Annotated in this window: 18 protein-coding genes; 17 read left to right on the top strand and 1 reads right to left on the bottom strand. The window is 71.2% G+C overall.

Annotated elements, in window-relative coordinates; genetic code table 11:
* From H537_RS44335 to H537_RS0119700, 9 genes are all read left to right on the top strand, one after another.
* Positions 1 to 337: electron transfer flavoprotein subunit alpha/FixB family protein (locus H537_RS44335; RefSeq protein WP_043459316.1), on the top strand; the 337-nt coding region annotated here is incomplete at its 5' end.
* Between the two features lie 72 nt (positions 338 to 409).
* The gene (locus H537_RS0119735) at positions 410 to 2,206 is read left to right on the top strand and encodes an acyl-CoA dehydrogenase (protein ID WP_028999206.1); all 1,797 of its coding nucleotides are present in this window, start codon (positions 410 to 412) and stop codon (positions 2,204 to 2,206) included.
* An 82-nt stretch (positions 2,207 to 2,288) separates the two neighbouring features.
* Positions 2,289 to 3,251, top strand: coding sequence for an NAD(P)H-dependent flavin oxidoreductase (locus H537_RS0119730; RefSeq protein ID WP_028999205.1), 963 nt, complete (start codon positions 2,289 to 2,291; stop codon positions 3,249 to 3,251).
* A 290-nt stretch (positions 3,252 to 3,541) separates the two neighbouring features.
* Positions 3,542 to 6,397: a 2-oxoglutarate dehydrogenase E1 component gene (locus tag H537_RS0119725; RefSeq protein ID WP_028999204.1), complete on the top strand. Its 2,856-nt coding sequence runs from the start codon at positions 3,542 to 3,544 to the stop codon at positions 6,395 to 6,397.
* 119 nt (positions 6,398 to 6,516) lie between these two features.
* Positions 6,517 to 7,785: a 2-oxoglutarate dehydrogenase complex dihydrolipoyllysine-residue succinyltransferase gene (odhB, locus tag H537_RS0119720; protein ID WP_028999203.1), complete on the top strand. Its 1,269-nt coding sequence runs from the start codon at positions 6,517 to 6,519 to the stop codon at positions 7,783 to 7,785.
* Positions 7,786 to 7,910: 125 nt separating this feature from the next.
* Entirely contained in the window at positions 7,911 to 9,338 is a 1,428-nt protein-coding gene (gene lpdA, locus H537_RS0119715; RefSeq protein WP_028999202.1) for a dihydrolipoyl dehydrogenase, read from the top strand.
* Between the two features lie 66 nt (positions 9,339 to 9,404).
* Positions 9,405 to 10,502, top strand: a complete 1,098-nt coding sequence (zapE, locus tag H537_RS0119710; protein WP_028999201.1) for a cell division protein ZapE — start codon at positions 9,405 to 9,407, stop codon at positions 10,500 to 10,502.
* 42 nt (positions 10,503 to 10,544) lie between these two features.
* Positions 10,545 to 12,638, top strand: a complete 2,094-nt coding sequence (yoaA, locus tag H537_RS44330; protein WP_064736005.1) for a DNA repair helicase YoaA — start codon at positions 10,545 to 10,547, stop codon at positions 12,636 to 12,638.
* Between the two features lie 164 nt (positions 12,639 to 12,802).
* Complete coding sequence (locus H537_RS0119700; protein ID WP_441293981.1) at positions 12,803 to 13,042, top strand: PEP-CTERM sorting domain-containing protein; 240 nt, start codon at positions 12,803 to 12,805, stop codon at positions 13,040 to 13,042.
* 103 nt (positions 13,043 to 13,145) lie between these two features.
* Here the strand turns inward: H537_RS0119700 and H537_RS0119695 are convergent, their stop codons facing one another.
* Positions 13,146 to 13,892, bottom strand: coding sequence for an outer membrane protein assembly factor BamD (locus tag H537_RS0119695; protein ID WP_238446758.1), 747 nt, complete (start codon positions 13,890 to 13,892; stop codon positions 13,146 to 13,148).
* A 134-nt stretch (positions 13,893 to 14,026) separates the two neighbouring features.
* Between H537_RS0119695 and H537_RS0119690 the strand changes: the two genes are divergently transcribed.
* The 8 genes from H537_RS0119690 (at position 14,027) to ispG (ending at position 23,268) form a co-directional block, all read left to right on the top strand.
* Positions 14,027 to 14,986 (top strand): RluA family pseudouridine synthase, encoded by a 960-nt coding sequence (locus tag H537_RS0119690; RefSeq protein ID WP_043459314.1) that lies wholly within the window; start codon positions 14,027 to 14,029, stop codon positions 14,984 to 14,986.
* A gap of 312 nt (positions 14,987 to 15,298) precedes the next feature.
* On the top strand, positions 15,299 to 15,991 hold the full coding sequence (scpB, locus tag H537_RS44325) for an SMC-Scp complex subunit ScpB (protein WP_051243006.1): 693 nt from the start codon (positions 15,299 to 15,301) through the stop codon (positions 15,989 to 15,991).
* Positions 15,988 to 18,483, top strand: a complete 2,496-nt coding sequence (locus H537_RS49515; protein WP_028999197.1) for a pseudouridine synthase — start codon at positions 15,988 to 15,990, stop codon at positions 18,481 to 18,483. Before scpB ends, H537_RS49515 begins: the two co-directional genes overlap by 4 nt.
* A 156-nt stretch (positions 18,484 to 18,639) precedes the next feature.
* Entirely contained in the window at positions 18,640 to 19,065 is a 426-nt protein-coding gene (ndk, locus tag H537_RS0119675) for a nucleoside-diphosphate kinase (protein WP_028999196.1), read from the top strand.
* A gap of 48 nt (positions 19,066 to 19,113) precedes the next feature.
* Complete coding sequence (rlmN, locus tag H537_RS0119670) at positions 19,114 to 20,265, top strand: dual-specificity RNA methyltransferase RlmN (protein WP_028999195.1); 1,152 nt, start codon at positions 19,114 to 19,116, stop codon at positions 20,263 to 20,265.
* 39 nt (positions 20,266 to 20,304) lie between these two features.
* Positions 20,305 to 21,087 carry a type IV pilus biogenesis/stability protein PilW gene (pilW, locus tag H537_RS0119665; RefSeq protein ID WP_043459463.1) on the top strand — a complete coding sequence of 261 codons (783 nt, stop codon included), beginning with the start codon at positions 20,305 to 20,307 and terminating at the stop codon, positions 21,085 to 21,087.
* Positions 21,080 to 21,979 (top strand): RodZ domain-containing protein, encoded by a 900-nt coding sequence (locus H537_RS0119660; protein ID WP_028999193.1) that lies wholly within the window; start codon positions 21,080 to 21,082, stop codon positions 21,977 to 21,979. Before pilW ends, H537_RS0119660 begins: the two co-directional genes overlap by 8 nt.
* An 11-nt stretch (positions 21,980 to 21,990) precedes the next feature.
* The gene (gene ispG, locus H537_RS0119655; protein ID WP_028999192.1) at positions 21,991 to 23,268 is read left to right on the top strand and encodes a flavodoxin-dependent (E)-4-hydroxy-3-methylbut-2-enyl-diphosphate synthase; all 1,278 of its coding nucleotides are present in this window, start codon (positions 21,991 to 21,993) and stop codon (positions 23,266 to 23,268) included.
* Positions 23,269 to 23,345 lie beyond the last annotated feature (77 nt).

Here is a 23,345-nt window from a genome sequence, read left to right as displayed (position 1 = left end):
GGGCGGCCGGGCGCTGGGCTCGGCCGAGAAGTTCACCGAAGTGCTCACGCCGCTGGCCGACAAGCTCGGTGCCGCGCTGGGCGCCAGCCGTGCCGCGGTGGACGCGGGCTACGCGCCCAACGACTGGCAGGTGGGACAGACGGGCAAGATCGTTGCTCCGCAGCTCTACATCGCCTGCGGCATCAGCGGCGCGATCCAGCACCTGGCGGGCATGAAGGACTCCAAGGTGATCGTGGCGATCAACAAGGATTCGGAGGCGCCCATCTTCAGCGTCGCGGACTACGGCCTGGAGGCCGACGTCTTCGAGGCCGTACCGGCGCTGGTCAAGGCGCTGTAAGCCGGATCAGACACAAGGGCGCCACTGGCGCCCTTTTTTCTTCCATAACGACATCCACAAGGAGACAACGCCATGGCCTACAAGGCACCCCTCAGGGATTACCTGTTCGTGATGAACGAGCTGGCGCGGCTGGACCAGATCGCGCGCTGGCCGGGCTTCGAGGACGCCGGGCCCGAGACGGCCCAGGCGGTGCTGGAGGAATGCGCGCGGCTGTGCGAGGAGGTGCTGGCGCCGCTCAACGCCGCCGGCGACCGCAACCCTTCGCGCTGGGACCACGGCGAGGTGCACAGCACGCCCGGCTTCAAGGAGGCCTTCGCGCAGTACGCCGCCGGCGGCTGGCAGGGGCTGCAGCACCCGGCGGACTTCGGCGGCCAGGGGCTGCCCAAGCTCATCGGCGCGGCCTGCAGCGAGATGGTCAACAGCGCCAACCTCAGCTTCGCGCTGTGCCCGCTGCTGACCGACGGTGCCATCGAGGCGCTGCTCACCGCCGGCTCGGCCGAGCAGCAGGCGGCCTACATTCCGCCCATGATCGACGGGCGCTGGACCGGCACCATGAACCTCACCGAGCCGCAGGCCGGCTCCGACCTGTCGCTGGTGCGCACCCGCGCCGAGCCGCAGGGCGACGGCAGCTACCGCCTGTTCGGCACCAAGATCTACATCACCTGGGGCGAGCACGACCTGGCCGAGAACATCGTGCACATGGTGCTGGGCCGCGTGGCGGGCGCGCCCGAAGGGGTCAAGGGCATCAGCCTGTTCATCGTGCCGAAGCTGCTGCCCGACGCGCAGGGCCAGGCCACGGTGCGCAACGACGTGCACTGCGTGAGCATCGAGCACAAGCTGGGCATCAAGGCCAGCCCCACCGCCGTGCTGCAGTACGGCGAGAAGGACGGTGCCGTGGGCTACCTCGTGGGCGAGGAGAACCGCGGGCTGGAGTACATGTTCATCATGATGAACGCCGCCCGCTACGCGGTGGGCGTGCAGGGCGTGGCGGTGTCCGAGCGCGCCTACCAGCACGCGGTGGCCTATGCGCGCGAGCGCGTGCAGTCGCGCCCGGTGGACGGCAGCGCCACGGCGGCGGTGCCGATCATTCACCACCCCGACGTGCAGCGCATGCTCATGACCATGCGCGCGCAGACCGAGGGCTCGCGCGCCATGGCGCTGGTGGCCGCCGCGGCGCACGACGCGGCGCATGCGCACGTGGACCCATCGCAGCGCGAGGCCAACCGGCGCTTCTACGAGTTCATGGTGCCGCTGGTGAAGGGCTACTGCACCGAGGTGAGCCTGGACGTGGCCTCGCTGGGCATCCAGGTGCACGGCGGCATGGGCTTCATCGAGGAAACCGGCGCGGCGCAGTACCTGCGCGACGCCAAGATCCTGTCCATCTACGAGGGCACCACCGCCATCCAGGCCAACGACCTGGTGGGGCGCAAGACGCTGCGCGACGGTGGCCAGACCGCGCGCTGGCTGGCGCAGCAGATCGAGGCGACGGAGGCCGAGCTGGCGGGCAGCGGCAGCGCCCACGCGCGCGCCATGCACCACCGCCTCACGGCCGCGCGCCAGGCCTTCACCGACGTGGTGGCGTTCGTGCTGGAGCACGGCAAGTCGCAGCCCAATGCCGTCTATGCCGGCTCGGTGCCGTACCTGATGCTCGCGGGCGCCCTGGTGGCGGGCTGGCAGATGGCGCGCGCGCTGCTGGTGGCCGAGGCCCGGCTGCCTTCGGCGCAGGGCGAGGACGCGGCCTTCCTGCGCGCCAAGATCGCCACGGCGCGCTTCTTCGCCGACCACGTGCTGGGCACGCTGCCCGGGCGCCGCGACGCGATCGTGCAGGGTGCGGACGCGCTGGCGGCGATGCCGCTGGAGGCGTACTGAACCCCTGCCGACGAAGCCGAAACATTCCCCCGTCGTCCCGGCTCTCGCCGGGATGACGAGAGACACAACGAGGGAGACACCCATGGCCCTGCCGCCCCTGCTGTCCCACCTGTCGCTGCCGGTCATCGGCGCGCCGCTGTTCATCATCAGCAACCCGAAGCTCGTCATCGCGCAGTGCTGCGCGGGCGTCGTGGGCGCCATGCCGGCGCTCAACGCGCGGCCCGCCTCGCAGCTCGACGAGTGGCTCGACGAGATCACGCAGGCGCTGGCGGCGCATGACCGCTCGCACTCCGAGTCGCCCGCCGCGCCGTTCGCGATCAACCAGATCGTCCACCGCAGCAACGACCGGCTGGAGCACGACATGGCGTTGTGCGCCAAGTACCGCGTGCCCATCGTCATCAGCTCGCTGGGCGCGCGGGAGGAGATCAACCAGGCCGTGCACGGCTGGGGCGGCATCGTGCTGCACGACGTCATCGACGACCGCTTCGCGCGCAAGGCGGTGGAGAAGGGCGCCGACGGGCTCATCGCCGTGGCGGCGGGCGCGGGCGGGCATGCCGGCACCATCAACCCCTTCGCCCTGGTGCAGGAGATCCGCCAGTGGTTCGACGGGCCGCTGGCGCTGTCGGGCGCGATCGCCAACGGCGGCGCGGTGCTGGCGGCGCAGGCTTGCGGGGCCGACCTGGCCTACATGGGCTCGGCCTTCATCGCCACCGAGGAGGCGCGCGCCGCGGCCGACTACAAGCAGGCCATCGTCGAGGGGCGCGCGGCGGACATCGTCTACACGAACCTCTTCACCGGCGTGCACGGCAACTACCTGCGCGGCTCCATCGCCGCCGCGGGGCTGGACCCGGACGCGCTGCCGCAGAGCGACCCCAGCGCCATGAACTTCGGCGCCGGGCTGGCCAAGGCCTGGAAGGACATCTGGGGCGCGGGCCAGGGCATCGGCGCGGTGCGCGAGGTGGTGCCGGCGGCGCAGCGCGTGGCGCAGCTCAAGGCGGAGTACGAGGCGGCGCGGCGCAGGGTGCTGGGCCGCGGAGCGAATTGAACGGTGCCGGGCCGGCGCGCCGCCGTGCCCCGGATGACGCTGTTCAATCGTCCAAGCACTGGTTGGCGTCGTAACGAAAGCGTATTTCCACGGACGTCAGATGGGTGTCATCCCGGAGTCGCAGGATGGTACAGTCCGCCGTTCTGAGTCGGTCCTTCCCGTCCCCTTTGCTGGTTTTCAGGAGAAATCCAGGTAAAGGCGGGTCGCAATCCGCCAACCGGTCAAGCCGTGTCGCGGAAGGTTTTTAACCAGCCAACAGCCTCGTGGACGAGGTGAGAGGTGAGCGAAAAATGATGCAGCAGTACAGGGCGAACTCGTACCTGTTCGGGGGCAATGCGCCCTACGTCGAGGAACTCTACGAGGCCTACCTCGACAACCCGGGCTCCGTGCCCGAGAACTGGCGCGAATACTTCGACGCCCTGCAGAACGTCCCCGCGGTGGACGGCAGCGAGCGTCCCGACGTCGCCCACGCGCCCGTCATCGAATCCTTCGCGCAGCGCGCCAAGTCCAACGCCTTCGCCGTCAAGGCCAGCAGCGCCGATCTCGCCGTCGCGCGCAAGCAGGTGCACGTGCAGAGCCTGATCGCGGCCTACCGTTCGCTGGGCTCGCGCTGGGCCGACCTGGACCCGCTCAAGCGCCAGGAGCGCCCCCGCATCCCCGAGCTGGAGCCGGCGTTCTACGACCTGAGCGAGTCCGACATGGACATCACGTTCAGCGCCACCAACACCTACTTCACGACCGCCGAGCAGATGACGCTGCGGCAGATCGTGCAGGCGCTGCGCGAGACCTACTGCAGCACCATCGGTGCCGAGTTCATGCACATCACCGACCAGTCGCAGAAGCGCTGGTGGCAGCAGCGACTCGAGAGCATCCGCAGCAAGCCGACCCTGACCGCCGAGCAGAAGAAGCACGTGCTGGACCGCGTGACCGCGGCCGAGGGCCTGGAGCGCTACCTGCACACCAAGTACGTCGGCCAGAAGCGCTTCTCGCTGGAAGGCGGCGAGAGCTTCATCGCGGCGATGGACGAGCTGATCCAGCAGGCCGGCCAGAAGGGCGTGCAGGAGATCGTGATCGGCATGGCCCACCGCGGCCGCCTCAACGTGCTGGTCAACACCCTGGGCAAGATGCCCAAGGACCTGTTCGCCGAGTTCGACCACACCGCGCCCGAGGATCTGCCCGCGGGTGACGTGAAGTACCACCAGGGCTTCTCCAGCGACGTGTCCACCGCCGGCGGCCCCGTCCACCTGAGCCTGGCGTTCAACCCCTCGCACCTGGAAATCGTCAACCCGGTGGTGGAAGGCTCGGTGCGCGCGCGCATGGACCGCCGCGGCGACAAGGTCGGCGCCCAGGTGCTGCCCGTGCTGGTGCACGGCGACTCCGCCTTCGGCGGCCAGGGCGTGAACCAGGAGACGCTGGCGCTGTCGGAGACGCGCGGCTACTCCACCGGCGGCACGGTGCACCTGATCATCAACAACCAGATCGGCTTCACCACCTCCGACCCGCGCGACCTGCGCTCCACGCTGTACTGCACCGACGTCGTCAAGATGATCGAGGCGCCGGTGCTGCACGTGAACGGCGACGATCCGGAAGCCGTGGTGCTGGCCGCGCAGCTGGCGCTCGATTTCCGCATGACGTTCCGCAAGGACGTCGTGGTGGACATCATCTGCTTCCGCAAGCTGGGCCACAACGAGCAGGACACGCCGGCGCTGACCCAGCCGCTGATGTACCGCAAGATCGCCCAGCACCCCGGCACCCGCAAGCTCTACGCCGACAAGCTGGCCGCTCAAGGCCTGGGCGACACGCTGGGCGACGACATGGTCAAGGCCTACCGCGCCGCCATGGACGAGGGCCGCCACACGGTCGACCCGGTGCTCAGCAACTTCAAGAGCAAGTACGCCGTCGACTGGACGCCGTTCATCGGCAAGAAGTGGACGGACGCCGCCGACACCGCGATCCCGCTGACCGAGTGGAAGCGCCTGGCCGAGCGCCTGACGACCTTCCCCGAGAGCGTGAACCTGCACCCACTGGTCAAGAAGGTCTACGACGACCGCGCCAGCATGGGCCGCGGCGACATCAACGTGGACTGGGGCATGGGCGAGCACATGGCCTTCGCCTCGCTGGTGGCCAGCGGCTACGCCGTGCGCCTGTCGGGCGAGGACTGCGGCCGCGGCACCTTCACGCACCGCCACGCGGTCATCCACGACCAGAAGCGCGAGAAGTGGGACGAGGGCACCTACGTGCCGCTGCAGAACGTGGCCGACAACCAGGCCCCGTTCGTCGTCATCGACTCCATCCTGTCGGAAGAGGCGGTGCTGGGCTTCGAATACGGCTACGCCGGCTCCGAGCCCAACACGCTGGTGATCTGGGAAGCGCAGTTCGGCGACTTCGCCAACGGCGCGCAGGTGGTGATCGACCAGTTCATCGCCTCGGGCGAGGTGAAGTGGGGCCGCGCCAACGGCCTGGTGATGATGCTGCCGCACGGCTACGAGGGCCAGGGCCCCGAGCACAGCTCGGCGCGCCTGGAGCGCTTCATGCAGCTGGCCGCGGACAACAACATGCAGATCGTGCAGCCGACCACGGCCAGCCAGATCTTCCATGTGCTGCGCCGCCAGATGGTGCGCCAGTTCCGCAAGCCGCTGGTCATCATGACCCCGAAGTCGCTGCTGCGTAACAAGGACGCGACCTCGCCGCTGAACGAGTTCACCAAGGGCGAGTTCCGCACCGTGATCGGCGAGCTGGACGCGGGCATCGACGCCGCCAAGGTCAAGCGCGTGATCGCCTGCTCGGGCAAGGTGTACTACGACCTGGTGAAGAAGCGCGCCGAGAAGGGCAGCACCGACGTGGCCATCGTGCGCGTCGAGCAGCTGTACCCGTTCCCGCACAAGGCCTTCGCCGCCGAGATGCGCAAGTACCCCAACGCCACGGAAGTGGTGTGGTGCCAGGACGAGCCGCAGAACCAGGGCGCCTGGTTCTTCGTGCAGCACTACATCCACGAGAACATGAGCGAAGGGCAGAAGCTGGGCTACGCCGGCCGTCCCTCCTCGGCCTCCCCGGCCGTGGGCTACGCGCACCTGCACCAGGAGCAGCAGAAGTCGCTGCTGGAGCAGGCTTTCGCCAAGCTCAAGGGTTACACGCTCAACAAGTGATGCACTGAAGCGCGGCGCGCCGTGTGGCGCGCCGTCTCCTGCACGCGCGGCGCAACCCAAAAATGCCGCGCGGCAGCCGGGCTCACGCCCGGCACACCCCCAATTCCGTGAGAAGACAAATGGCGATCGTTGAAGTCAAGGTTCCGCAGCTGTCCGAGTCGGTGGCCGAAGCCACGCTGCTGCAGTGGAAGAAGAAGGCCGGCGAGGCCGTGGCCCAGGACGAGATCCTGATCGAGATCGAGACCGACAAGGTCGTGCTGGAAGTGCCCGCGCCCTCCGCCGGCGTGCTGGGTGAGATCGTCGTGGCCGACGGCGGCACCGTCGTGAGCGACCAGGTCATCGCCCGGATCGACACCGAGGCCACCGCCGGCGCCGCTGCCCCGGCCGCCGCCGCCGCGCCTGCTGCCACTGCTGCCGCTCCGGTGGCTGCCGCCGCCGCCGTGGGTGGCTCCAAGTCCGACGTGGCCATGCCCGCCGCCGCCAAGCTGATGGCCGACAACGGCCTGGCCCCGGGCTCCGTGGCTGGCACCGGCCGCGACGGCCGCGTCACCAAGGGCGACGTGTTGCAGAACCTGATCGCCGGCGCCACCAAGGCCGCCGTGCCCGCCCCGGTGGCCGCGCCCGTGGCCGCCGCCGTGGCCAAGCCGCTGCCCCCCGTGGCCGCGCCGGTGGCCGCCAACCTGGGCGACCGCCCCGAGCAGCGCGTGCCGATGAGCCGCCTGCGCGCCCGCGTCGCCGAGCGCCTGCTGCAGTCCCAGGCCACCAACGCCATCCTGACCACGTTCAACGAGGTCAACATGGCCCCGGTCATGGAGATGCGCAAGAAGTTCCAGGAGAAGTTCGAGAAGGAGCACGGCGTGAAGCTGGGCTTCATGAGCTTCTTCGTGAAGGCCGCCGTGGCCGCGCTCAAGAAGTACCCGGTGCTCAACGCCTCGGTGGACGGCAACGACATCGTCTACCACGGCTACTTCGACATCGGCATCGCGGTGGGCTCGCCGCGCGGCCTGGTGGTGCCCGTGATCCGCAACGCCGACCAGCTGTCGTTCGCGGACATCGAGAAGACCATCGCCGACTTCGGCAAGAAGGCCAAGGACGGCAAGCTGTCGCTGGAAGAGCTCTCCGGCGGCACCTTCTCCATCTCCAACGGCGGCACCTTCGGCTCCATGCTGTCCACGCCGATCATCAACCCGCCGCAGTCGGCCATCCTGGGCGTGCACGCCACCAAGGACCGTGCCGTGGTGGAGAACGGCCAGGTCGTGGTGCGCCCGATCAACTACCTCGCCATGAGCTACGACCACCGCATCATCGACGGCCGCGAGGCGGTGCTGGGCCTGGTGACGATGAAGGAAGCGCTGGAAGACCCGGCGCGCCTGCTGTTCGACATCTGATCGGCACACCCCGGTAGCCCGGACGCCGGCGCCGCGGCGCCCGTCTGGGCCTGAGCCTCCAGCAGTCCCCACCGCGGCGCGCCGACCGGGCGCGCGGGTGGCGGGCTCAACCGCATCCAAAAAGCATGAGCAAGAACTTCGACGTCGTCGTCATCGGCGGTGGCCCCGGTGGCTACATCGCTGCCATCCGCGCGGCGCAACTGGGCTTCAACACCGCCTGCATCGACGAGTGGAAGAACGCCGCAGGCGGCCCGGCCCCGGGCGGCACCTGCACCAACGTGGGCTGCATTCCCTCCAAGGCGCTGCTGCAGTCCAGCGAGCACTTTGAGCACGCCGCCAAGCACTTTGGCGACCACGGCATCAGCCTGGACAACCTGCAGATCGACGTGGCCAAGATGGTCGGCCGCAAGGACACCGTCGTGAAGCAGAACAACGACGGCATCCTGTACCTGTTCAAGAAGAACAAGGTCACCTTCTTCCACGGCCGCGGCTCCTTCGGCAAGGCGGTGGACGGCGGCTACGAGATCAACGTCGCCGGCAAGGCCGCCGAGACCATCACGGCCAAGAACGTGATCGTGGCCACGGGCTCCAACGCCCGCGCGCTGCCCGGCGCCCCGTTCGACGAGGAGAAGATCCTCTCCAACGACGGCGCGCTGCGCATCGGCGCCACGCCCAAGAAGCTGGGCGTGATCGGCGCCGGCGTGATCGGCCTGGAGATGGGCTCGGTGTGGCGCCGCCTGGGTGCCGAAGTGACGATCCTGGAAGGCCTGCCCACGTTCCTGGGCGCCGCCGACGAGCAGATCGCCAAGGAAGCGCACAAGGCCTTCACCAAGCAGGGCCTGAAGATCGAGCTGGGCGTGAAGATCGGCGAGATCAAGAGCGAAGGCGAGGGCGTGAGCATCGCCTACACCGACGCCAAGGGCGCCGAGAAGTCGCTGGCGGTGGACAAGCTGATCGTGTCGATCGGCCGCGTGCCCAACACCATCGGCCTGAACCCGGAAGCCGTGGGCCTGGCCCTGGACGAGCGCGGCGCCATCCTGGTGGACGCCGAGTGCAAGACCAACCTGCCCGGTGTGTGGGCGGTGGGCGACGTGGTGCGCGGCCCGATGCTGGCGCACAAGGCCGAAGAGGAAGGCGTGGCGGTCGCTGAGCGCATTGCCGGCCAGCACGGCCACGTCAACTTCGACACTATCCCCTGGGTCATCTACACCAGCCCGGAAATCGCCTGGGTGGGCCAGACCGAGCAGGCGCTCAAGGCCTCGGGCCGCGCCTACAAGGCCGGCACCTTCCCGTTCCTGGCCAACGGCCGCGCGCGCGCGCTGGGCGACACCACCGGCATGGTGAAGTTCCTGGCCGATGCGCAGACGGACGAGATCCTGGGCGTGCACATCGTCGGCCCGATGGCCTCGGAGCTGATCTCCGAAGCCGTGGTGGCGATGGAGTTCAAGGCCAGCGCCGAGGACATCGCGCGCATCTGCCACGCGCATCCCTCGCTGTCCGAGGCCACCAAGGAAGCCGCCCTGGCGGTGGACAAGCGCACGCTCAACTTCTGAGCCCGGCGCTGAACAAGGGGCCCCTCGGGGCCCCTTTCGGTTTTTGAAGTAAACGAGGCAACAACCGTGGCCGTCCGAGCCCTCTACGAACAGACGCTGGCCGAGCGCGGCTTCAAGGCCGACGCGGCGCAGCTGCGCGCCATCGAGGCGCTGGAGCGCTGCGAGAACGAGTGGATCGCCTACAAGGCGCGCCGCAGCAACGCCATCACCAAGCTCATCCGCCGCCCGCCGATCCCGCACGGGGTATACATGTTCGGCGGGGTGGGGCGGGGAAAAAGCTTCCTCATGGACTGCTTCTTCCAGTCCGTGCCGCTCAAGCGCAAGACGCGGCTGCACTTCCACGAGTTCATGCGCGAGGTGCACCGCCAGCTGCAGGACCTCAAGGGCACGGTGAACCCGCTCGACGAGCTGGGCAAGCGCATCGCGCGGCGCTACCGGCTGATCTGCTTCGACGAGTTCCACGTCGCCGACGTGACGGACGCGATGATCCTGCACCGGCTGCTGGAGGCGCTGTTCGCCAACCGGGTGTCCATCGTCACCACCTCCAACTTCCATCCCGACGGGCTCTATCCCAACGGGCTGCACCGCGACCGCATCCTGCCCGCCATCGAGCTGCTCAAGGCGAACATGGAGGTGCTCAACGTGGACGCGGGCACGGACTACCGGCGCCGCACGCTGGAGCACGTCAAGCTCTACCACTGCCCGCTGGGGCCGCAGGCCGACGCCGAGATGGCGCGCGCCTTCGAGGAGCTGGCCGAGGCCAAGGAAGAGGACCCGGTGCTCAACATCGAGCAGCGCGTGCTGCAGGCGCGCCGCCGCGCCGGCGGCGTGGTGTGGTTCGACTTCAAGACGCTGTGCGGCGGCCCGCGCTCGCAGAACGACTACCTGGAGATCGCCAGCCGCTTCCACACGGTGCTGCTCTCGGACGTGCCGCACATGCCTGTGCGCCTGGCCAGCGAGGCGCGCCGCTTCACGTGGCTGGTGGACGTGCTCTACGACCGGCGCTGCAAGTTCATCCTGTCCGCGGCCGTGCCGCCGGAGCAGCTCTACACCGAAGGGCCGCTGGCGCACGAGTTCCCGCGCACGGTCTCGCGCCTGAACGAGATGCAGTCCAAGGAGTTCCTGGAGCTGGAGCACCGCGAGGTCGACACCTCGCTGACCTGAGTCCGGCATACCCCGGGGCCCGGACCTACACTGCGCGCCCCCATGGCGAACACCACACCTTCCGACGCAGTGCCGGCCGACGCTGCCTCCACCCCCTCCGAGGGCGGCGCGCTGGCGCAAGCCGTCGAGAAGGCGTTCAGTGCCGACGGCGCGCTGGCGCAGGCCGATCCGGGCTACGTGCAGCGCCCGGCGCAGCAGCAGTTGGCGCTCGCGGTGGCGCAGGCCATCGAGGGCCGCGAGGCGCTGGTGGCCGAGGCGGGCACCGGCATCGGCAAGACCTTCGCCTATCTCGTGCCGCTGCTGCTCTCCGGCGCGCGGGCGCTGGTGAGCACGGCCACCAAGAGCCTGCAAGATCAACTCTTCCTGCGCGACCTGCCGCGCCTGCGCGCGGCCCTGGGCCAGCCGGTGAGCCTGGCGCTGCTCAAGGGGCGCGCCAGCTACCTGTGCCGGCACCGGCTGCAGCTCGCGCGCGAGGCCGAGCACGAGCCACGCACGCAGCGGGCGCTGGCGCGCATCGAGCTGTGGTCGCACGCCACCGTCAGCGGCGACCTGGCGGAGCTGGACCTGCTCGACGAGCGCTCGCCGCTGCTGCCGCTGGTGAGCTCCACGCGCGACAACTGCCTGGGCGGCGAGTGCCCGCAGTTCACGCGCTGCCACGTGATGCGGGCGCGGCGCGAGGCGGTGGGCGCCGACGTGGTGGTCGTGAACCACCACCTGTTCTTCGCCGACCTGGCGCTGCGCGACAGCGGCGTGGCCGAGCTGCTGCCCACGGTGGACGTGGCGGTGTTCGACGAGGCCCACCAGCTGGTGGAGGCAGGCGTGCAGTTCCTGGGCACGACCCTGGGCAGTGCGCAGCTGCTGGACTTCGGCCGCGACCTGCGGCTGGAGTCGGCGCAGCCGGCCCGGGGCCTGGCGCCCTGGGACGAGCTGGCCTCGCGCTGCGAGCAGGCGGCGCGCGAGCTGCGGCTGCACGCGGCCGGCGCGCAGGGAGCCGCGCGCATGTCGCTGCGCCTGGCCTGGACCGACCGCGCCGGCGACGCCGCCTTCAAGGCGGCGCTGGAGGGCGTGGAAGCGGCGTGCAAGGCCGCCGCCGGTGCGCTGGAGCCGCTGGCCGACAGCGGGCCGGACCTGATGCGGCTGTCGCAGCGCGCGCAGCTGCTGGCCGAGCGGGCGGCGCGCTTCGCCGCGCCGGCCGCGGCGGACCAGGTGCGCTGGATCGACGTGGGCCCGGCGCAGGTGCGGCTGGTGGAGTCGCCGCTGGACATCCGCAGCGCGCTCACGCAGCAGCGCGAGGCCGGGCGCAAGGCCTGGGTCTTCACCTCGGCCACCTTGGGCGCGGACGCCAAGCTGTCATGGTTCACCGGCAGCACGGCGCTGGAGGACGCGCGCGTGCTGCGGCTGGACAGCCCTTTCGACTACGCGGCGCACGCGCGGCTGTGGATTCCGGAGCGCTTCCCGGCCGCGGGCAGCGAGCCGCATGCGCCGGCGGTGGGTCGGCTGGCGGCGCGGCTGGCCAGCGCGCTGGGCGGGCGCACCTTCGTGCTCACCACCACGCTGCGCGCGCTGCAGGCGGTGGGCTTCGCGCTGCGCGACGAACTGGCGGAGGCCGGCGTGGCGCTGGACGTGCTGGTGCAGGGCGAGTTGCCGAAGCGCGAGCTGGTGAAGCGCTTCCTGGCGCGGCCGGCCTCGGTGCTGGTGGGCTCGGCCAGCTTCTGGGAAGGCATCGACGTGCCCGGCGACGCGCTGCAGTGCGTGCTGATCGACAAGCTGCCCTTCCCGCCGCCCAACGACCCGCTGGTGGAGGCGCGCGTGGCGCAGCTGGAGTCGCAGGGCCGCAGCCCCTTCAACGAGTATTTCCTGGCCGAGGCGGCGGTGTCGCTGAAGCAGGGTGCGGGGCGTCTGATCCGCAGCGAGCGCGACCGCGGGCTGCTGGTGGTGTGCGACCCGCGGCTGGTGCTCAAGGGCTACGGCGCGCGGCTGCGCCGGGCGCTGCCGCCGATGACGCGTCTCAAGGAAGAGGGCGAGGCGCTGGCATGGCTGCGCTCGCTGGCCCAGGAGCGCGACGGCATCGCCAACGAGAGCCCGGAAACGGCAGGGCCGGACACGGCACCCGGCGTCGCCGCCTCCGGCCGCTGAGCGCGGCCGGCCCGGCACCCGTGCCGCCTGGCGCGGACGCATTCAGCGCTTCTGCCGTCGCTGCAGGTGTTGGGATTTTTTACATATCCCCTTGCCCGTGAGGCCAGCGCACCAGCGAGCTTTTTATAAATCAAAGAGTTACATGTTGTTTTCGACTCTGGAACTTGTTGGCTGCCACCAGCTCGTGTTCCGAGGGCTTCGTCTTCGAGAACAACTCCGGCCTGGGCTCGAGCATGTTCAATTCCAGCCCGGTCGTTGGCGGCATATACGAAACGTTCGACGCCAGCCGCTTCAGCATCAGCGGCGCTGCCGTGCCCGAGCCGCAGAGCCTGGCGCTGGTCGGCCTGGGGCTGGCCCTGGTGGTGGGTGCCTCGCGCCGGCGCGCCGGCAGCAAGGCTGCCTGAGCGCGCTGCCAGCGCGGACCGGGCCGCCCACGGGCGGTCCGGCAGCATGAAAAAAGCCCCGGAAACCGGGGCTTTTTCGTTCATGCGCCGCCAGGGAGCAACGTCACCACACCTGCCACCACGGCTTCTTCTTGCCCTGGGCCCCGTCGCTGAGCAGGGCGCTGTTGGGGAAGTTCTGCCTGAGCACGCGCTCGGCGTCCTCGCGCAGTTGCGGCAGCTCCAGCCGCTCGTAGCTGCGCACCATGATGTAGAGCGCTTCCTCGGTGGCGGGCGTCTGCGGGTACTCCTTGATCGCCTGCTGCGCGCGGTTGGCGGCGGCGACGAAGGCGCCGCGGCGGAAGTAGTAGCGCGCCACGTGGATCTCGTAGTTCGCCAGCGCGTTGACGATGTAGTCCATGCGCGTGCGCGCGTCAGCCGAGTACTTGGACTGCGGGAACTGGTCCACCAGCTGCTTGAAGGACTGGTAGGCGTCGCGCGAGGCCTGCTGGTCGCGCTCGGAGAGCTCCTGGTTGGTGAAGCGGCCCAGGATGCCCAGGTTGTCGTTGAAGTTGACGACGCCGCGCAGGTACAGCGCGTAGTCCAGCGCCGGGCTGGACGGGTTGAGCTTGATGAAGCGGTCCAGCGTCGCCAGCGCCTCGGCGCGCTCGCCGGTTCGGTAGCGCACGTAGGCCAGGTCCAGCGTCGCCTGCTGCGCCAGCAGCGTACCGGCGGCGCGGCCCTCGACGCGCTCCAGCGTCTTGACGGCCCGCTCGTAGCTGCCGGCGCCGATGTCGTCCTTGGCGTCTGCGTACAATTTCTCGACGGCCGTGGTGGACAGCGGGTCCTCCTTCGTGGTGCCGCAACCCGCCATCAGCAACGCCCCCGCCAACGCCGCCGCACAGGCTGGCGTTCCAAGCGCCCAGCGGCGCCTCCAAGAAGAAAAGCTCATCTGATGCAGCGGCCGCGCGCCGCGCGCGTCCGTAGGTCCAAGAAAACGCGAATTGTATGGTTGACCCCTTGTCCGACCCGGCGACCGAGGACGACGGCCCCGAAGACGAACAGCACGAGTGGCGCGAGCGCGAGGTGGACGCCGCGCTGCAGGGCCTGCGCCTGGACAAGGCGCTGGTGCTCATGGCGGGCGAGTTCTCGCGCAACCATCTGCAAGGCCTGATCGAGCGCGGCCACGTGCAGCTCGACGGCCAGGTGGCGCGTACCGCCTCGCGCGGCGTGAGGCTGGGGCAGCGCATCCGCATGGAGCTGGTGCCCACGGCGGAGAGCCGCGCCTTCAAGGCCGAGGCGCTGCCCATCGACGTGGTGTTCGAGGACGAGCACCTGCTCGTGGTCGACAAGCCCGCAGGGATGGTGGTGCACCCGGCGGCGGGCAACTGGTCGGGCACGCTGCTCAACGCGCTGCTGGCGCACCACGCGGGCGCGGCGCGGCTGCCGCGCGCGGGCATCGTGCACCGGCTGGACAAGGACACCTCGGGCCTGATGGTGGTGGCCAAGACCCTGCAGTCCATGACGGCGCTGGTGCGCGCCATCGCTGCGCGCGAGGTGCACCGCCAGTACCTGGCGCTGGTGCACGGCGTGCCGCGCGAGGAGCGCTTCACGGTGGAGGCGCCCATCGGCCGCGACCCGCGCTCGCGCGTGCGCATGGCCATCGTGGCCTCGGGCAAGCCCGCGCGTACCGACTTCGAGCTGCTGGCCGAAGGGCAGGGCGCCTGCGCGCTGCGCTGCACGCTGCACAGCGGGCGCACGCACCAGATCCGCGTGCACGCGGCCTCGCGCGGGCATCCGCTGCTGGCCGACGCGCTGTATGGCGGCGCGCCGCTGCTGGGGCTGCAGCGCCAGGCGCTGCATGCGCAACGGCTGCGGCTGGCGCATCCGGTGCTGGACGGCACGCTGGACTTCGAGCGCGCGCCCCCGGCGGACCTGGCGGCGGCGCTGCAGGCCCTGTCCGACTGAAGCGATTTCGCTTTCCGGGCGCGGCCCCGGCGCGACATCTTGGTCCATATCAAGGCGGCGGGCCTGGGACACGGGGTTACAATGCCCCGGACTGCGCGCGGAGGACGCCCGGTTGCTGCACCGCACAGCGCCCACAGCCGTCCGCCGCCAGCCCTTGAAGCCCCGCACCCGAGCGCCGGTCCGAGCCGCAGCCGCCGGGTCCGGCCCCAGGTCCGAATCCAGCCGCCGGCAGTCCCATTCCAGGACGCCCGCTTTTCCGACCCTTACCGTCGTGTTGTCCGACGTTGCCGTTCACGGCACCACTACAGCTTGATGAACACCCAGGATGCCAAGCGCGTCCTCGAAACCGCATTGATCTGCGCGCAGCAGCCGCTGCCGCTGCGCGAGTTGCGCCTGCTGTTCGACCAGCAGCTGGGCGCCGATACGCTGCGCGCGCTGCTCGACGAGATCGCGCGCGACTGGCAGGGCCGCGGCGTGGAGCTGGTGACGCTGGCCTCGGGCTGGCGCTTCCAGAGCCGGCCGGAGATGCAGCCTTACCTGGCGCGGCTGCAACCCGAGAAGCCGCCGCGCTACTCGCGCGCGGTGATGGAGACGTTGGCCATCATCGCGTACCGCCAGCCCGTGACGCGCGGCGACATCGAGGACATCCGCGGCGTCACCGTCGGCACGCAGGTCATCCGGCAGCTCGAAGAGCGCGGCTGGATCGAGGTCATCGGCCACCGTGAGGCGCCGGGGCGGCCTGCCCTGTACGCCACCACGCGCCAGTTCCTTGACGACCTGGGCCTGGCCGGGCTGGACGGCCTGCCGCCCCTGGAAGCTCCCGGCGCGCTGCCACAGGCGCTGGAATCCCCGCTCCAGGCGGCCCTGGCGCAGCAGTTGCCGCTGCTGGATGCAGCAGCGGATCAAGTCCCCGCCGCCGCAGCGATTGACGCGCCGGCCCCGGACGACACCCCCACCGAACCCCCGCCGGCCCACGCGGCCGAACACCTCCCTCCGCAGCCATGAATCCCCAAGACGCTGACAACCCGTTGATCCCCGCCGCCGCCGAGGACGGCACCCCGGCTGCGCAGGAGGCCGTCGCGCCCGTGCGCAAGCGCGCCCCGCGCAAGCGCGCCGTGCCCAAGGCCGACGCCGCGGTGCCCGAAACCGCCGTGGCCGAGCCGGCCGCCGAGGCGCCCGCGGCTGAAGCTGCGGCCCCGGAAGCCGCCGCCGAGACGCCCGCGCCGCGCCGTACCCGCGCGCCGCGCAAGAAGGCGGTCAAGGCCGAGGAGCAGGCCCCTGCCGCCGAGGCCGAGCTGCCCGTGGTGGTGGCCGAGGTGTCCGCCCCGGCGCTGGAGGCCGTGCCCCCCGCGGTGATCGCTGCGGCGGCTGCCCCGGCCGAGACGGCGGCACCCGCAGCAGATGCTGAAGGTGCACCGGCCGGACAGGCCGAAGGTGCAGGCGAGGCCGCGCCGGTGGGTGAGGGCGCAGCCGAAGGCGAAGCGGCCGAGCGTCCGCGTCGCCGCCGCAACCGTCGCGAGAAGCCGGTGGCCGAAGCGACGACTGATGGGGCAGCCGAGGTGGCGGCCGAAGGCGCGTCCGAGCCGGCGCCCGAAGCGGCTGTCGCTGATGCCCCGGCCGAAGCCGCCGCCCCGCTGGGCGAGGACGGCGCGCTGCTGGCCGAGCCCGTGCCGGCGAAGGAGCCGCGCCGCGAGGGACGCAACCGCCGCGGGCGCAATGCCAAGCGCGAGCAGGCGGCCGAGGGCGGCGAGGGCACTGGCGCCGAGGGCGTGCCGCAGGCCGCTTCTGAAGGCGAGGGCGCCCAGGCTCCCCAGGCGGCCCAGGCCGCGCCGGTGGCCGTGCCCGACACGCAGGAAGTCTTCGCGCAGGTGCTCTCCGGCGCCTTCGACGTGGAGCCGGAAGGCGACGCTGAAGCCGAGGCCGAGGAGGCCGCGCCGCAAAAGCGCGTGCTGGCCGCCGAGCCCGATGCGCCCAAGCTTCACAAGGTGCTGGCGCAGGCCGGCGTGGGCTCGCGCCGCGACATGGAGCAGCTCATCGTCGAGGGACGCATCACCGTCAACGGCGAGCCCGCGCACACCGGGCAGCGCATCTCCTGGGGCGACCGCATCCAGGTGAACGGAAAGCCCATCCGCGTGCGCATTGCGCCGCCGCCGGCGCGCGTGATCGCCTACCACAAGCCCGTGGGCGAAGTGGTGACGCACGACGACCCGCAGCAGCGCCCGACCGTGTTCCGCCGCCTGCCCAGGCTGCAGCAGGGCAAGTGGCAGTCGGTGGGCCGGCTGGACATCAACACCGAAGGGCTGCTGCTCTTCACCAACTCCGGCGAGCTGGCCAACCAGCTGATGCACCCGCGCTTCGGCGTGGAGCGCGAGTACGCGGTGCGCGTGCTGGGCACGCTGGAGCCCGAAGCGCGCGCCAAGCTGCTCGAAGGCGTGGAGATCGACGGGCAGCCGGCGGCCTTCAAGTCCATCGAGGACGGCGGCGGCGAGGGCGTGAACCACTGGTACCGCGTCGTCATCACCGAGGGCCGCAACCGCGAGGTGCGCAAGCTGTTCGATGCCGTGGGGCTGGCGGTGAGCCGCCTCATCCGCATCCGCTACGGCACCGTGGTGCTGCCGCGCGGCCTCAAGCGCGGCACCTGGGTGGACCTGGACGAGGACGACGTGCGCACCATCCGCCGCCTGGCCCAGGGCCCGGGCACTGAGCCGCGCCGCAACGAGGCCGGCGGCGACGACCGGCGCAACAACAACCGCCGCGGCAAGCGCCGCGGCAACAACCGCCAGGGCGAGGGTGCGCCGCTGCCGCAGGAGGCGCGCGAGCAGCAGCAGCGCGAACCGCAGCAACGCGAAGCGCAGCGCGGCCCGCGCCGCGACGCCGAGCAGGCGCCGCGCGCCGACCGGGGTGACCGTGGCGACCGGGGTGAGCGGCCCGACCGGGGCGCCGCACCCGACCGCAACCGCCGCGGCAAGCGCGGGCGTGGCGGCGAGGGCGCGGGTCCGGGCCCGCTGCGCGAGGGCGGCGCCATCCCGAACCCGCTGCAGCAGACCTACGACAAGCGCGCGATGCAGGCCGAGCGCCAGCGCAGCCGCAGCGCCGACTGGGAGGATGATGACAACCGCCCGATCCCGAACCCGCTGCAGCAGACCTACGACAAGCGCGCCCTGCAGGCCGAGCGCCAGCGGCGCGAGCGCAGCGAGGACGGTCCGATCCCGAATCCGCTGCAGCAGACCTTCGACAAGCGCTTCGTGCAGAAGGGCCCGGGCGGCGGCGGCGGTGGTGGTTTCGGCCGCAACCGTGGTCCCGGCGGCGGTGGTGGCGGCTTCGGCGGCGGCCCGGGCAACGGCCCGCGCGGCGGCAAGGGCGGCAACCGCGGCAAGGGCGGCGGCGAGCCGCGCCAGCCCGATCCGATGCAGACCTCGGTGGGCTACATCGGCGCCGACGCCTTCCTGCGCGGCAAGGGCCGCGGCGGCGGCCGGGGCGGGCGCGGCGGCCGCTGAGCGGCTTGCGCCGGCCTGCAGCGCTGCCCGCGCAGCGCCGTTTCCATCCATGACGCCGGTGCGCACCGGCGCCGCCTACACCCGCATCACGGGGGCGGCCAAGGGCGCGCCGGTACAATCTAGGGCTTTGCCCGATTCACTCCAAGGAGAACCTACATGGCCATCGAACGCACCCTGTCCATCATCAAGCCCGACGCCGTGGCGAAGAACGTGATCGGCCAGATCTACGCCCGCTTCGAAGGCGCCGGCCTGAAGATCGTCGCCTCCAAGATGGCGCACCTGTCGCGCCGCGAGGCCGAGCAGTTCTACGCCGTGCACGCCGCGCGTCCGTTCTTCAAGGACCTGGTGGACTTCATGGTCTCCGGCCCCGTGATGATCCAGGTGCTCGAAGGCGAAGGCGCCATCGCCAAGAACCGTGAGCTGATGGGCGCCACCGACCCGAAGAAGGCCGAGAAGGGCACCATCCGCGCCGACTTCGCCGACAGCATCGACGCCAACGCCGTGCACGGCTCCGACGCCCCCGAAACCGCCGCCGTGGAAGTGGCCTTCTTCTTCCCCGGCATGCAGGTCTTCAGCCGCTGATACAAGCCTGAAGGACCCGCGCTCAACGCCCGAACAGGCCCCGCAGCCATGAGTCCCGTCAACCTGCTGGATTTCGACCTCGAAGGCCTCACCGCCTTCTGCGAGAGCCTGGGCGAAAAGCGTTTCAGGGCCGTGCAGCTCTTTCGCTGGATCCACCAGAAGGGAGCTGCCGACTTCGAGCAGATGAGCGACCTCGCCAAGTCGCTGCGCTCGAAGCTCGCCACCCGCGCCGAGGTGCGGCCGCTGGCGGTGATCAGCGAGCAGGCCTCGGCTGACGGCACCGTGAAGTGGCTGTTCGACGTGGGCGGCGGCAACGCGGTGGAAACCGTGTTCATCCCCGAGGAGGACCGCGGCACGCTGTGCGTGTCCTCCCAGGCCGGCTGCGCCGTGGGCTGCCGCTTCTGCTCCACCGGCCACCAGGGCTTCAGCCGCAACCTGAGCACCGGCGAGATTCTGGCCCAGCTCTGGCACGCCGAGCACCATCTGCGCCAGCGGCTCAAGCTCGCGCCGACCGAGCGCGCCATCGACAACGTCGTGATGATGGGCATGGGCGAGCCGCTGCAGAACTACACCGCGCTGGTGCCGGCGCTGCGCACGATGCTCGACGACCACGGCTACGGCCTGTCGCGCCGCCGCGTGACGGTGAGCACCTCGGGCGTGGTGCCGATGATCGACCGGCTGCGCGAGGACTGTCCCGTGGCGCTGGCCGTGTCGCTGCACGCGCCCAACGACCCGCTGCGCGACGAGCTGGTGCCGCTCAACCGCAAGTACCCGATCGCCGAGCTGCTGGATGCCTGCCACCAGTACCTCAGTGCCGCGCCGCGCGACTTCGTGACCTTCGAGTACTGCATGCTCGACGGCGTGAACGACACCGACGCGCATGCGCGCGAGCTCATTGAGCTGGTGCGCCGCAGCCCGCGCAGCGATGGCAATCGCGGCATCAGCTGCAAGTTCAACCTCATTCCCTTCAACCCTTTCCCGGCTTCCGGCCTCAAGCGGTCGTCGCGGGAGCGGGTGATGGCCTTCGCGAAGGTGCTGGCCGATGCCGGCATCGTCACGACGGTGCGCAAGACGCGCGGTGACGACATCGACGCCGCCTGCGGCCAGCTCGCTGGCGAGGTGCAGGACCGCACGCGCGCGGCCGAGCGCATGACGCGCGCGCCGATCCGCATCCACGCCACCCCGCCCGCGCGCACCTGAGGCCGCGCGGCCGTCCGACCGCACGCTGTGCCCGCCTCGATGCCCGCTGCCCGCCCGACCACTCCGCTGCTGACCGGCCTGCTGGCCGCCGCCGCGCTGCTGGCCGGCTGCGCCGCGGCGCCGTCGCGCCCGGCGGATGCCGAAACGACGCAGCGCCGCGCGCAGGCGCGGCTGGCGCTGGCCTCGGCCTACTTCGAGAACGGGCAGGCCCAGACCGCGCTGGAGGAAGTCGAGCGCGCGCTGGAAGCCGACCCGCGCTCGGCCCCGGCGCTGGGCCTGCGCGGCCTGGCGCAGGCGAGCCTGGGCCTCGATGGCCCGGCGCAAGCCAGCTTCGAGCAGGCGCTGGCCCTGGCGCCGCAGGACGCCGACCTGATGCACAACTTCGGCTGGTTCCTGTGCCAGCAGCGGCGCTGGGACGAGTCGCAGGCGCAGCTGGAGCGCGCGCTGGCGCAGCCCGGCTACCGCGGCCGCCCGCGCAGCCTGCTGGCGCTGGGCGTGTGCCAGGCCCGCGCGCAGCGCTGGGACGCCGCCGAGCGGCCCCTGGCGCAGGTGCTGGAGCTGGAGCCGTCCAACGGCGCCGCGGCGCTGGCGCTGGCCGAGGTGCTGCTGCGCCGCGGCGACGCCGAGCAGGCGCGGGCCCAGCTGCAGCGCGCGCGCTGGTCCGCCGCGCAGGCCGACGCGCCCGCGCTGTGGCTGGCCGCCCGCATCGAACACCGGCTGGGCCGGCACGAGGCCGTGCAATCCCTGGGGCGCGAATTGCGCCAACGCTACCCGCAGGCGCCGCAGACGCTTGCCCTGGACCAAGGACGCTTTGATGACTGAGCCGAGCGCGCCGCCCTCGCGCGGCGAATCCCCCGGAACCCTCCTGCGCCGCGCGCGCGAGCAGCAGGGGCTGGACCTGGACGCGCTGGCCGCCACCGTCAAGGTGCGGCCGGAAAAGCTTGCGGCGCTGGAAAGCGACCACTACGAGCAACTGCCCGACATGGCGTTCACGCGCGCGCTGGCCAAGACGCTGTGCCGCACGCTCAAGATCGACGCCGCGCCGGTGCTCGCCGGCATGCCCGCGGGCCTGGACGGCTCGCGGCTGGAGCAGGTGGCCACCGGGCTGAACACGCCGTTCCGCGACCACGGCGGCCGGCGCGAGACGCGCGAGCGCGGCCCGCTCAAGCGGCCCGTGATGTGGGCCGTGCTGCTGCTGATGCTCGGCGCCGCGGCCATCGTGCTGATGCCGGCGAACTGGTTCAAGTTCGGCGCCGGCACGCAGGACGGCGCCGAAGCCACGCAGGCGCCCACCTCGGCCGCGCCGGCGTCGGGCGCGTCGGGCGTGGTGGAGACGATCCTGCCGCCCGGCGGGCTGCCCGCCGGCAGCGAGGCGCCGGCCTCCAGCCCGGCGTCGCCCCAGGGCTCGACGACCGAGGACTCGCCCAATGCCGTCGCCGCCGCGAGCGCGCCGACCGTCACGGCGGCGGCCAGCGCCGCCGGGCTGTTGGTGCTGCGTGCCACGGGCTCGTCCTGGGTGGAAGTGCGCGACGGCGGGAACCAGGTGCTGCTGTCGCGCGCGATGCAGGCGGGCGAGACCGCCAATCTCGACGGCAAGCTGCCGATACGCGCCACCATCGGCAACGCCGCCGCCACCGAGGTGAGCTTCCGCGGCGAGCCGATGGACCTGCGCACGCGCACGCGCGACAACGTGGCCCGCCTCGAATTCAAGTGAGCTCCGAACCGATGAACACGCCCTTCGAACCGATCGCCGTCGCCCAACCCGCCGCGCGCCGCTCGCTGCAAGCGCGCGTGGCCTGGGGCGGCCGGGTGCTGACCCTCGGCGGCGACGCGCCGGTGCGCGTGCAGTCGATGACCAACACCGATACCGTGGACGTCATCGGCACCGCCATCCAGGTCAAGGAGCTGGCGCTGGCCGGCTCGGAGCTGGTGCGCATCACCGTCAACACGCCCGAGGCCGCGCAGGCCGTGCCGCACATCCGCGAGCAGCTCGACCGCATGGGCATCGAGGTGCCGCTGGTGGGCGACTTCCACTACAACGGCCACCGCCTGCTGAGCGAGTTCCCGGACATGGCCGCCGCGCTGTCCAAGTACCGCATCAACCCGGGCAACGTGGGCAAGGGCGACAAGCGCGACCGGCAGTTCGCCCAGATGATCGAGGCGGCGCTCCGGCACGACCGCCCGGTACGTATCGGCGTCAACTGGGGCAGCCTGGACCAGGAGCTGCTGGCCGCGCTGATGGACGACAACGCCCAGCGCGCGCAGCCCTGGGACGGCAAGCAGGTGATGTACCAGGCGCTGGTGCAGTCGGCGCTGTCCTCGGCGGCCTTCGCGGTCGAGATGGGCATGGACCCGGCGCAGGTGATCCTGAGCTGCAAGGTCTCGGGCGTGCAGGACCTGGTGAGCGTCTACCGCGCGCTGGCCGCGCGCTGCAGCCACCCGCTGCACCTGGGCCTGACCGAGGCCGGCATGGGCACCAAGGGCACGGTGGCCTCCGCCGCGGCGCTGTCGCTGCTGCTGCAGGAGGGCATCGGCGACACCATCCGCGTGAGCCTCACGCCGCAGCCCGGCGAGTCGCGCACGCAGGAAGTGGTGGTGGCGCTGGAGATCCTGCAGGCCCTAGGCCTGCGCGCCTTCAACCCCAGCGTCACGGCCTGCCCGGGCTGCGGGCGCACCACCAGCACCACGTTCCAGGAGCTGGCCAAGCAGATCGACGACTTCCTGCGCGCGCAGATGCCGCTGTGGAAGGCGCAGTACCCGGGGGTGGAGAACCTCAAGGTGGCCGTCATGGGCTGCATCGTCAACGGCCCCGGCGAGAGCAAGCACGCCGACATCGGCATCAGCCTGCCCGGCACCGGCGAGGCGCCGGCGGCGCCGGTGTTCATCGACGGCGAGAAGGCGCTGACGCTGCGCGGCGAGGGCATCGCCGCCGACTTCCAGAAGATCGTCCAGGACTACATCGAGAAGCGCTTCGGGGCGGCGGCCGCGACCGCCGCCGCCTGAAGCTGCTTGATTCCTTGCGCCGCGGGCCTCGCGTGCCCCGGCGCGACTTCAGCCGCTGTCAACACAGCGGCCCGATC

Origin of the sequence: Azohydromonas australica DSM 1124, assembly GCF_000430725.1 — a bacterium.
Taxonomy (GTDB): domain Bacteria; phylum Pseudomonadota; class Gammaproteobacteria; order Burkholderiales; family Burkholderiaceae_C; genus Azohydromonas; species Azohydromonas australica.
This window is presented reverse-complemented; position numbering and strand designations above follow the sequence as displayed.

What these genes read in the sequence shown, in the direction of transcription:
- H537_RS0119735 (WP_028999206.1), top strand. Translation starts at nt 410, where the DNA reads ATGGCCTACAAGGCACCCCTCAGGGATTACCTGTTCGTGATGAACGAG.
- H537_RS0119730 (WP_028999205.1), top strand. Translation starts at nt 2,289, where the DNA reads ATGGCCCTGCCGCCCCTGCTGTCCCACCTGTCGCTGCCGGTCATCGGC.
- H537_RS0119725 (WP_028999204.1), top strand. Translation starts at nt 3,542, where the DNA reads ATGATGCAGCAGTACAGGGCGAACTCGTACCTGTTCGGGGGCAATGCG.
- odhB (WP_028999203.1), top strand. Translation starts at nt 6,517, where the DNA reads ATGGCGATCGTTGAAGTCAAGGTTCCGCAGCTGTCCGAGTCGGTGGCC.
- lpdA (WP_028999202.1), top strand. Translation starts at nt 7,911, where the DNA reads ATGAGCAAGAACTTCGACGTCGTCGTCATCGGCGGTGGCCCCGGTGGC.
- yoaA (WP_064736005.1), top strand. Translation starts at nt 10,545, where the DNA reads ATGGCGAACACCACACCTTCCGACGCAGTGCCGGCCGACGCTGCCTCC.
- H537_RS0119695 (WP_238446758.1), bottom strand. Translation starts at nt 13,892, where the DNA reads ATGGCGGGTTGCGGCACCACGAAGGAGGACCCGCTGTCCACCACGGCC.
- H537_RS0119690 (WP_043459314.1), top strand. Translation starts at nt 14,027, where the DNA reads ATGGTTGACCCCTTGTCCGACCCGGCGACCGAGGACGACGGCCCCGAA.
- scpB (WP_051243006.1), top strand. Translation starts at nt 15,299, where the DNA reads ATGAACACCCAGGATGCCAAGCGCGTCCTCGAAACCGCATTGATCTGC.
- H537_RS49515 (WP_028999197.1), top strand. Translation starts at nt 15,988, where the DNA reads ATGAATCCCCAAGACGCTGACAACCCGTTGATCCCCGCCGCCGCCGAG.
- ndk (WP_028999196.1), top strand. Translation starts at nt 18,640, where the DNA reads ATGGCCATCGAACGCACCCTGTCCATCATCAAGCCCGACGCCGTGGCG.
- rlmN (WP_028999195.1), top strand. Translation starts at nt 19,114, where the DNA reads ATGAGTCCCGTCAACCTGCTGGATTTCGACCTCGAAGGCCTCACCGCC.
- pilW (WP_043459463.1), top strand. Translation starts at nt 20,305, where the DNA reads ATGCCCGCTGCCCGCCCGACCACTCCGCTGCTGACCGGCCTGCTGGCC.
- H537_RS0119660 (WP_028999193.1), top strand. Translation starts at nt 21,080, where the DNA reads ATGACTGAGCCGAGCGCGCCGCCCTCGCGCGGCGAATCCCCCGGAACC.
- ispG (WP_028999192.1), top strand. Translation starts at nt 21,991, where the DNA reads ATGAACACGCCCTTCGAACCGATCGCCGTCGCCCAACCCGCCGCGCGC.